The sequence below is a fragment of the Pelomonas sp. KK5 genome, assembly GCF_001984095.1.
In the GTDB taxonomy this organism is placed as follows: Bacteria; Pseudomonadota; Gammaproteobacteria; order Burkholderiales; family Burkholderiaceae_C; genus KK5.
The window spans coordinates 1-473 of record NZ_LYVQ01000567.1 but is presented as its reverse complement, the minus strand read 5'-3'; the positions used below and the strand labels follow the sequence as shown (position 1 = coordinate 473).

Genomic DNA, 473 nt, shown 5'->3' with positions numbered 1-473 from the left:
CGCAGTTCCAGCCGACGCCTAACGGCGCGGCTGAACGCAATCGTTAGGCAGCACATGTCATCCCCACAGCAGAATCACGACTGGCTGCTGTTCCGTGGTGGAGCTGAATTCAGGCGATCCTCGGGCTGCACTGAAGCGAAAGAGCGAGACTTGTTGTCGACCCTGTGCATGTTCATCAATGAACATGGTTTAAGCCACAAGCCGTTGCCTGTATCTCTGGACCAAGACTGGGAAGGCATCGAAGTGCGCTATTCCCAACTAACGGAATTGGGCCAGTTGGTAATGCAGAGGAGCCTCTCTCGTTGGCTGGCGGCCATCGATCGAGGAACGCCACCTGCAAAAAGCAAGGTACTCTTGCGGGCGCTCGAGAAGATCCGGGGGCTTCATGATTGAGCGCATTCACGGCCAGGTTGCCGGAGTCCGGCCTAACCCGCAGTTCCAGCCGACGCCTAACGGCGCGGCTGAACGCAATC

At 57.9% G+C, this 473-nt stretch carries 1 protein-coding gene; it reads left to right on the top strand.

Annotated features, from left to right (window positions below; translation table 11 throughout):
* A partial coding sequence (locus B0W88_RS35060; RefSeq protein WP_233151928.1) for a hypothetical protein occupies positions 1–393 on the top strand: 393 nt, incomplete at its 5' end.
* Positions 394–473 lie beyond the last annotated feature (80 nt).